This window comes from Psychrobacter sp. YGAH215, from assembly GCF_007280595.1.
Classification (GTDB): Bacteria; Pseudomonadota; Gammaproteobacteria; order Pseudomonadales; family Moraxellaceae; genus Psychrobacter; species Psychrobacter faecalis.
This window is the reverse complement of the sequence record NZ_VKLR01000016.1, coordinates 89,363-97,863: the sequence shown is the minus strand read 5'-3', so window position 1 is coordinate 97,863 and position 8,501 is coordinate 89,363. Positions and strand designations below refer to the sequence as shown.

The window sequence follows — 8,501 nt, the reverse complement described above, 5'->3', positions numbered from 1 at the left end:
TGTATTCTTGGTCGAAAACAATAGATTAGTGAGGTGCTCTTCTTTTTTCAATCACTTTCGAAGTTGAGAGTGGGGTTAAAAATACCTTATTTAACTGCTTTACCTGCCATTTTAAAGAAAATCACTTTACCCATATTTTGATTAATTTTTTGGATATATATGACCACCGCAAAATCACAGCCTCGGCGCAAAGGACGGCTTGCCCGCTCCTACTCTAACAGTTGGCTCACCACCTTGATGGTCGCTTTTATTGTCATTATCAGTGTCGGGGTATCGATTTCGTTTTTTTGGCGCAGTCTATATTTGCCAGAGCTTAAAAATCATGCGCGCTATCTGACCAGCGAATTACGCTTGATGAACAGTGTTAATAAAGACTGGAAGAATGAGCCGGCTGTACGGCAATGGATTTATCAACATTCACATGTGGTGGTGGTCAATAATCCTAGCGATTTTCCGGTGATAGAGGATAAGGCGTTTGTTGGCGTCTTTACCGATGTATTACAGCGCGAAATCGGCGCGCAATTGGGTCGTCCCGTAGAGGTCTACTTTAAGTTTAAACCAACGCCGCAGCTATGGGTGCAAGACAGTCGCGATAACAGCTTTTGGATTCGTGAACCGGTGGTATATTACTCACAGTACAGTCCCGCTTTATTAGTATTGTTTTTAGTTGGCTTACCGATTTTAACCTTACTGACTATCATTTTATTAGCGCGGCAATTAAATCGTCCGCTACGCTATTTACAGCGCGCAGCGACTAACTATATTCGCTTGGGTCACGCTACTACCTTACCGACCCATAATGGCCCTACTGAGATTCGCCAAGTTAATATGGCATTTAATCGCTTATTTACTACCCTCAATCAGGCACAAAAAGAGCGGACGATTATGCTGGCGGGTATCTCGCACGACTTGCGCACGCCGCTGACCCGTATGCGTTTAACCGCTGAGATGCTGCCTGATGAATTTTTCCGTGAAGGTTTGATTTACGATATCGAAGACATGGATGCGATTTTGGAGCAGTTTATCTCCTTTATGAAAGACGGTTCCGATGAGCCAGTGCGCCTGACCAATTTGGACACCATATTTAATGAAATCATGGTGCAATTTGCGCCGCTGGAATTTATTTATCAATCGGAATGTCAAAAAATGGTGCCCGTGCGCCCAATGTCTATCAAACGCTTGGTGATTAACTTGGTTAATAACGCCAAGCGTTACGGCAAACCGCCCATTTATTTATCCGCGACTGTGGTGCCGACATTCATAGAAAAAACGGTGGTAGAAGACAGCGATGTAGTGACTGAAAATGAGGTCAATAAAGAAGCAAAAGAGCAGTTATTGATATGTGTGCGCGACTGCGGTGAGGGCGTCGCAGAAGACCAATTAGAGCGTATTATGCAACCGTTTGAGCGCGGGGAGTCAGCACGTACTACTCAGGGTAGCGGGCTTGGTCTAGCGATTGTCGATCGTATCGCGCGCCTGCATCATGGGACGGTCGAGGCCATCAATCATCCAGATGGCGGCCTACAAGTCTGTGTCCGTATTCCACTTATCTCTAAAGTTGCCGGAGAGCCGCCATTGGCTTCTGACAATGACAAAATAACTAACGCTGCTAGCAATATAGACGACCAATAAAATAGATGGTCGTTAAATAAAAGTAGCAGGCAACATCAAAGAATTGCTAATAACTGATCGTTATTAGCGACTTTAATAACCCTACTTTTTAGTACCAATCACTGGAGGAATGTACTCGGCGCTATTACTAAAAGTTAAAGGTTGGGTTATTTCTTGCTGCGCAGCCTTTAGCGTCTCAGTGCTGGTTGGCTGCTGTAAAAATAAATAATATCCAAGCGCTGCTGCGTTCAATACCACTAAACCACCAAACAAATACGGCATCCCTTGCCCTCCTCTACTATTAATAAGCTCATTTCAATCATTTTAATACATCATCAATATCAATTTATCCGTCATTATAAAAGGTTAAGCATCGAAATCGCGTTCACTTTTTTCTTGTGTCAATTCATCGGCAGCAAGGACTTGGGTCAATGGTTTAATCGGCCAAGTCATGACAAAGCGTGCGCCGCCAAGCTCACGGCTCTCGTCCACTTTCATATTGCCATTAAACCAAAAAGCGATACGCGATACGATAGACAAGCCCAAACCATAACCACCTGAGGCACGTGTACGACTATCGTCTAAGCGCGCAAACGGTATAAAGACTTTTTCACGGTCGGCTTCAGGGATACCGTGCCCATCATCTTCTACGCTGACAAAAGCATTACCTTTTTCCACTCCCGCACTAATGATAATCGTACTCTCAGCATAACGTAAAGCATTCCCGGCTAAGTTCTGAATCACCCGGTGCAGGTAACGTCTATCCGCAACCGCTGTTACTTTTGCATTTGGCAGCTTGGTTACTATCTTAATGGGTTTGCCTAAAGCATTGGTTTCACGCTCAATTTGCTCCAGTAACTCGCGCAGATTGACCGGTTCTAAATCCAGTTTTGGTGAGCCTTCTTCAAGTTTGGCGTACGTTAGAATCTCATCAATCAAACCATTTAGAGCTTCGATATCTTCATCAATAAAATCACGCTGCATAAAGCGCGAATCTTCATCATCGGTATCTGCCAGCATATCGACAGCGAAACGAATACGTGCAACCGGCGTTCGCAGTTCGTGCGATACTGCCCGCGTCAGCTCGCGCTGCGATTCAATCAAACGCTTAATATGCGCCGTCATCGCATTAAATGTCGCCGATAGACGCGCAATTTCATCTTGTCCGATAACCTGCACTTTGATATCAAGATTGCCTTTACTGACTTCGTTAACGCCCACTTGAATCAGTTGCAGCTTGCGCTCTAGCGGGAAAATAAGCGCATACACGCCTAAGCTGATTAGGAACATACTGATCAAAATCATACTGACAATCAGATTGAGCGGGAACCAGTTAAACAAAGGTACCGGCCCGATTAAAATCGCCATATCATTGATTTCAGACGGCACGACCACTTTAATCGACGAATTACTTTTACTGGTATTGGTATCTTGTAATAAGATGACAACCTCATCGCGGCGCAAGCGTGCCATTTGATCGGGGTCTAAATTAAGAGTATTGATCGCTCTAAACTCTAATGGGAAAGAAAACTTCTCTTCCAATTGAGCTAAACGCGCACGCTTATCGGATAAAGTCGCATAATAAGACAAATCATCAAGCAAAAATACCGCGATGGCACGTACTTGCTGCTCGGTTACTTGCGAGATACGTGCGGTTAAAACGCTCTCGTTGTCCGGTAAGCGGTAATAAACATCGGCATAAATAGGCTGGGCAACATAGCGAACGACGGTATTACCTTTTTCAAAACGGCGCAGCTCACTGGCATTAAAATCGACCTCGTTAATAGGCACAATGTTAAATTCTGCGCCAAATAAACTACTGGCATCAGACAGCCAATATTCACGCTGCGATTCGCTTTCTTGATGGGCAATGCCTTCAGCAACGATATGAAAAGCACCCGTGGCCATGTTTTCGCGGTAAGATTGGACGCGTTCTTTATTGATCGTATCCATCAACAGCTGGGCAAATAATGCCACACACAAACAGACAATGAGCAGTCCAGCATAAATACGAACAAATATACTGTGTTTAAGAGAAGAAACTAATGACATACGTGCCGTGACCAACCTAATAAAAAATTATTGATAAAGGAAGAAGAGAAATTCTTGCAGCGCAGTTTATCTCATATAATCAAAATATCCTAAAAACGCTACGGTGTTGCTGATATCAATTTTTTGTAGCCTCTGTCTGCGCAGGCACAGCAAGCAAGAAAAATTGATATTAGCAGTGCGTGATGTATCGATATTACTTTTCACTCACTATACTATTAATCTAGCGTCCATAATTATCGCTCAATTAAACCACATAACGCAGCATTTAAGTTTAAAAATTAAAATTTAGACCATAAAAAAACCAGCGTAAAGCTGGTTTTTTATTAAAAAGTATTTTAGCAAAGAGAATTGTATTAACAATTCGCTGTTAATTGCCTTCTTTAACGAACAAATAACCTTTACTACGCACGGTTTTGATGCGTTTAGGATTTTCTGGATCATCACCAATTTTTGGACGGATACGTGAGATACGTACGTCGATTGAGCGATCTTGACCGTCATATTCGATACCGCGTAGACGCTCAAAAATATCTTCGCGTGACAAGATACGACCAGCGTTAGACGCGAGTAACCATAATAAGTCATATTCGGCACTGGTGAAATCAACCAATTCGTCACCCAAGTTCACTGAGCGACCGCCATTGTCGATAACCAACTCACCAAACTCAAGACGCTGCGGCACATCTTCCGATGGCGCATTTTCTGAGCGGCGTAGTAAAGCACGGATACGGGCAAGCAATACGCGTGGCTGTGCAGGCTTAGCGACATAGTCATCAGCGCCCATTTCAAGACCCAAAACCTGATCCATATCTTCTGTGCGCGCGGTCAGCATCAAAATAGGATTTTGATAGTGTGGACGTACTTCACGACATACCGTCAAGCCATCGCTACCAGGAAGCATGACATCAAGTACGACCAAATCTGGTTGTTCATTGACAATACGGCGAATGGCGCGATTACCATCGGTTTCAATTGCCACTTCTAAACCATTTTTAACCAAGTAATCTTGGGTCAACATGGCTAAGCGCTCGTCATCCTCAACAATCAAGATTCGGGGGGTGTTGTCTTCTTCATTCGTTGTCATTGTTATATCCTCTAATACATCTTATTTAAAAGCGGTGAAAATAAGAGCGGTAAATTAATAGCACCGTAACTCAATCAATTTGTAATCCAATACAGGCAGTGACCGTAACACGGTTACAAACTTGGTAGCACAGTATACTATTAAACACACAGCTTCCTATACTATAGCTTATAGTTAGTAACAAAACCTATAAACTACGTCATTTAAAACGTTAGTTTGCGTCCAAAAATTATACCTTTTATTAAGTTTAAAAGGCATAGGATAAATTTTATTTAATCATTCTACTGGTCTTATATCGAACCAACGCTTTAAAAGCTCAAACATTAAATGTTATTGAATGACGCCAAATAACTGCTGGACTTTTAAAATAAAAAATGTGGTTGCTACTCTCTAATATAACCATATATCAGCGTTGCCGCTAGTCACTTTTCCATCATTTCATGAAAATCAGTTTAGTTTTTGATAAATATTGCATCACCTAGGAGATTTTCAAATATAGTCAAAATATCCTAAAAACGTGACGGTATTGCTGATATCAATTTTTTGTAGCCTCTGTCTGCGCAGGCACAGCAAGCAAGAAAAACTGATATCAGCAGTGCGTACTGTATTGATATTACTTTTCACTCACTATAGTAAATGTCTGAGCTATGGCAAATATTAAACGCTAACTACTAGAAAGCTAACTATTAGAAGAACAAGCATAAAAAAACAGCCCCTCATGGACTGTTTTTATGTTTATAACAAAAACTAAAGCGTAACAATGTGCTAGGCGCGGTTTTTATATTTACGAATAGTCTGCAGCTGGGCGACTGATTCAGCCAATGACGCTAATGCCGCATTGGTTTGTACAGTATCAGATTGGTTGACCAGCATTTGCTCAGCTTTCTTACGTGCTTCAACGATTTTACTTTCGTCAAGATTGTGCGCACGCATCGCAGTATCAGCAAGTATGGTGACCATTTTTGGTTGTACTTCTAAAACACCGCCAGATACATAAATAACTTCTTCTTCACCGTTAGGCGTTTGTACGCGCATCGGACCGGGTTTTAGCAAAGTAATAAGCGGGGTGTGACCTGGCAATATACCAATTTCGCCTTCGGTACCACTAGCTATTAACATGCTAATTTCGCCTGAATACAACTCTTCACGAGCACTTACGACGCGACATTGTAACGTTGCCATACTTAATTCCTTACCATCAAAGCGCGATCAAAAAACAGTAAAAACTGCGATGCGTTACTGAGGAGTAGATATAAAGGTTATATTATACCTACTCGTTAGCCCATACTTATAAACTTACGCTGCAGAAGACTTCATTTTTTCTGCTTTAGCAACAACTTCGTCGATGCCGCCTGCCATATAGAAAGCTTGCTCTGGTAGGTCATCGTATTCACCCGCGATGATTGCTTTAAAGCTAGCAATGGTATCGCGTAATGCAACATATTTACCAGGAGCACCGGTAAATACTTCCGCTACGTGGAATGGCTGTGACAAGAAACGCTGGATCTTACGCGCACGATAAACGACTAGTTTATCTTCTTCTGACAACTCATCCATACCTAGAATGGCGATAATGTCTTTAAGCTCTTTATAACGCTGAAGAACTTCCTGCACGCCGCGAGCAACGTTGTAATGCTCTTCACCGATAACCAATGGATCAAGCTGACGTGAGGTTGAATCTAGTGGATCAACCGCAGGATAGATACCTTGTGAAGCGATATCACGGCTTAGTACCACTGTCGCATCCAAGTGAGCAAACGTCGTTGCTGGTGATGGATCTGTCAAGTCATCCGCAGGTACATATACCGCTTGTACAGAAGTAATTGAACCTGATTGCGTTGAAGTAATACGCTCTTGCAGCATACCCATTTCTTCAGCGAGCGTTGGCTGATAACCAACCGCTGATGGCATACGGCCTAGCAGTGCTGATACTTCAGTACCCGCTAGCGTATAACGATAGATGTTATCAACGAACAATAATACGTCACGACCTTTGCCAGTAGCAGGATCTTTGGTATCACGGAAGTACTCAGCCATGGTCAAACCAGACAGTGCAACACGTAAACGGTTACCTGGTGGCTCATTCATCTGACCATATACCATCGCAACTTTAGATTTGCTAAAGTCTTCAACGTTGACAACTCCCGCTTCTTGCATTTCGTGATAGAAGTCGTTACCTTCACGAGTACGCTCACCAACACCAGCAAACACGGATAGACCTTCGTGTTTAAGGGCGATGTTGTTGATCAATTCCATCATGTTGACGGTTTTACCAACACCAGCACCGCCAAACAGACCAACTTTACCACCTTTAGCAAATGGGCAAAGCAGATCAATAACTTTAATACCTGTCTCTAACAGCTCAGTACTGTTTGACTGTTCTGCATAGCTTGGGGCTTCACGGTGGATGGACCATTTTTCTTCAGCAGCAACTGGACCTTCTTCATCGATAGGACGACCAAGAACATCCATGATGCGACCTAATGTACCCATACCGACTGGTACAGAAATAGGTGCGCCTGTGTTGGTCACTGGTAGGTTACGCTTTAAACCTTCGGTTGAACCCATCGCAATAGTACGTACGATACCGTCACCTAGCTGTTGCTGGACTTCTAGGGTGGTCTCAGTGCCGTCTACTTGCAAGGCATCAAAAATTTGAGGAACTTCGTTACGGTCAAACTCAACGTCAAGAACCGCGCCAATAATCTGTACAATACGACCGCTACTCATTGCGTTCTCCTTGAACTTCTGTATATAGTGGGTTTTATAAAGGGTTTCAATTATGAAACAGCAGCAGCACCGCCAACGATTTCCGAGATTTCTCGGGTAATCGCCGCTTGACGCAGCTTATTATAAACCAACTGTAAATCGTTAATTAGGTCACCAGCATTATCTGTTGCCGCTTTCATCGCAACCATACGTGAAGACTGCTCAGAGGCAATGTTTTCCATTACCGCTTGATAGACAATCGACTCGATATAGCGACCAAGTAATTCATCAATCAAGGTTTTAATGTCAGGCTCGTAGATATAATCCCAGCTCAGCTCTGTTTGTATGCCATTTTCTTCATCACCAAATGAACCCTCTGGTAAAGGTACCAATTGGTTGACAATCGGCTTTTGGGTCATAGCGTTGACAAACTGATTATAGACCACATAAATACGGTCTAATTTACCGTTGCTATAGTCTTCTAACATCGCTTGCACCGGCGCGTTTAATTGCTCAAACGTCGGTTTATCACCATAGTCAGTAACGGCTGAAGTGACTTTACCACCGAAGTTTTTAAAGAAACTCACGCCTTTAGCACCAATAACGGCAAACTCGGCTTGTACGGACTGGTCTTGATACTGCTGAATGCTTTTAGATAAAGCTTTGAATAGGTTAATATTCAAACCACCCGCTAGGCCGCGATCTGATGTGATGACAATATAGCCAACTTTATCAACCGGACGCGAGACCATATATGGGTGTTTGTAATCTGATGAGGCATGCACCAAATGCGAAATAACCCGGCGCATACTATCAGCATACGGGCGACCCACTTCCATGCGCTCTTGGGCACGGCGCATTTTACTAGCGGCTACCATTTGCATAGCGCGAGTAATTTTTTGGGTACTTTTAATACTGGTGACTTTGGCACGTATCTCTTTTAAGCTTGCCATAATGATTCCAATATAAGAGGGTTAAAAAGCATGGGCGTATGCAACAATCGTTTAATATAAAACACTGAACTTATCGAAATAATGTCTTTACA

The 8,501-nt window shown here is 42.9% G+C and carries 7 protein-coding genes; 1 reads left to right on the top strand and 6 read right to left on the bottom strand.

Features of this window, described 5'->3' with window-relative positions; translation table 11 throughout:
* The first annotated feature begins 159 nt into the window (after nt 1-159).
* On the top strand, nt 160-1,632 hold the full coding sequence (locus tag FOR85_RS08190; protein ID WP_144297513.1) for an ATP-binding protein: 1,473 nt from the start codon (nt 160-162) through the stop codon (nt 1,630-1,632).
* Nucleotides 1,633-1,713: 81 nt separating this feature from the next.
* Here the strand turns inward: FOR85_RS08190 and FOR85_RS08185 are convergent, their stop codons facing one another.
* The 6 genes from FOR85_RS08185 to atpG all read right to left on the bottom strand — a co-directional run bounded on the left by FOR85_RS08185 (nt 1,714) and on the right by atpG (nt 8,409).
* Nucleotides 1,714-1,893 (bottom strand): hypothetical protein, encoded by a 180-nt coding sequence (locus tag FOR85_RS08185; protein WP_068404248.1) that lies wholly within the window; start codon nt 1,891-1,893, stop codon nt 1,714-1,716.
* Between the two features lie 84 nt (nt 1,894-1,977).
* Nucleotides 1,978-3,663, bottom strand: coding sequence for an ATP-binding protein (locus tag FOR85_RS08180; RefSeq protein ID WP_144297512.1), 1,686 nt, complete (start codon nt 3,661-3,663; stop codon nt 1,978-1,980).
* 367 nt (nt 3,664-4,030) lie between these two features.
* The gene (locus tag FOR85_RS08175) at nt 4,031-4,747 is read right to left on the bottom strand and encodes a response regulator (RefSeq protein WP_021812806.1); all 717 of its coding nucleotides are present in this window, start codon (nt 4,745-4,747) and stop codon (nt 4,031-4,033) included.
* 765 nt (nt 4,748-5,512) lie between these two features.
* The gene (locus tag FOR85_RS08170; RefSeq protein WP_144297511.1) at nt 5,513-5,929 is read right to left on the bottom strand and encodes a F0F1 ATP synthase subunit epsilon; all 417 of its coding nucleotides are present in this window, start codon (nt 5,927-5,929) and stop codon (nt 5,513-5,515) included.
* A gap of 114 nt (nt 5,930-6,043) precedes the next feature.
* Nucleotides 6,044-7,477 carry a F0F1 ATP synthase subunit beta gene (atpD, locus tag FOR85_RS08165; RefSeq protein WP_144297510.1) on the bottom strand — a complete coding sequence of 478 codons (1,434 nt, stop codon included), beginning with the start codon at nt 7,475-7,477 and terminating at the stop codon, nt 6,044-6,046.
* A gap of 50 nt (nt 7,478-7,527) precedes the next feature.
* The gene (gene atpG, locus FOR85_RS08160; RefSeq protein ID WP_144297509.1) at nt 7,528-8,409 is read right to left on the bottom strand and encodes a F0F1 ATP synthase subunit gamma; all 882 of its coding nucleotides are present in this window, start codon (nt 8,407-8,409) and stop codon (nt 7,528-7,530) included.
* Nucleotides 8,410-8,501 lie beyond the last annotated feature (92 nt).

Excerpts from the sequence above, each read along its gene's own strand:
- FOR85_RS08190 (WP_144297513.1), top strand. The coding sequence starts at position 160 with ATGACCACCGCAAAATCACAGCCTCGGCGCAAAGGACGGCTTGCCCGC.
- FOR85_RS08185 (WP_068404248.1), bottom strand. The coding sequence starts at position 1,893 with ATGCCGTATTTGTTTGGTGGTTTAGTGGTATTGAACGCAGCAGCGCTT.
- FOR85_RS08180 (WP_144297512.1), bottom strand. The coding sequence starts at position 3,663 with ATGTCATTAGTTTCTTCTCTTAAACACAGTATATTTGTTCGTATTTAT.
- FOR85_RS08175 (WP_021812806.1), bottom strand. The coding sequence starts at position 4,747 with ATGACAACGAATGAAGAAGACAACACCCCCCGAATCTTGATTGTTGAG.
- FOR85_RS08170 (WP_144297511.1), bottom strand. The coding sequence starts at position 5,929 with ATGGCAACGTTACAATGTCGCGTCGTAAGTGCTCGTGAAGAGTTGTAT.
- atpD (WP_144297510.1), bottom strand. The coding sequence starts at position 7,477 with ATGAGTAGCGGTCGTATTGTACAGATTATTGGCGCGGTTCTTGACGTT.
- atpG (WP_144297509.1), bottom strand. The coding sequence starts at position 8,409 with ATGGCAAGCTTAAAAGAGATACGTGCCAAAGTCACCAGTATTAAAAGT.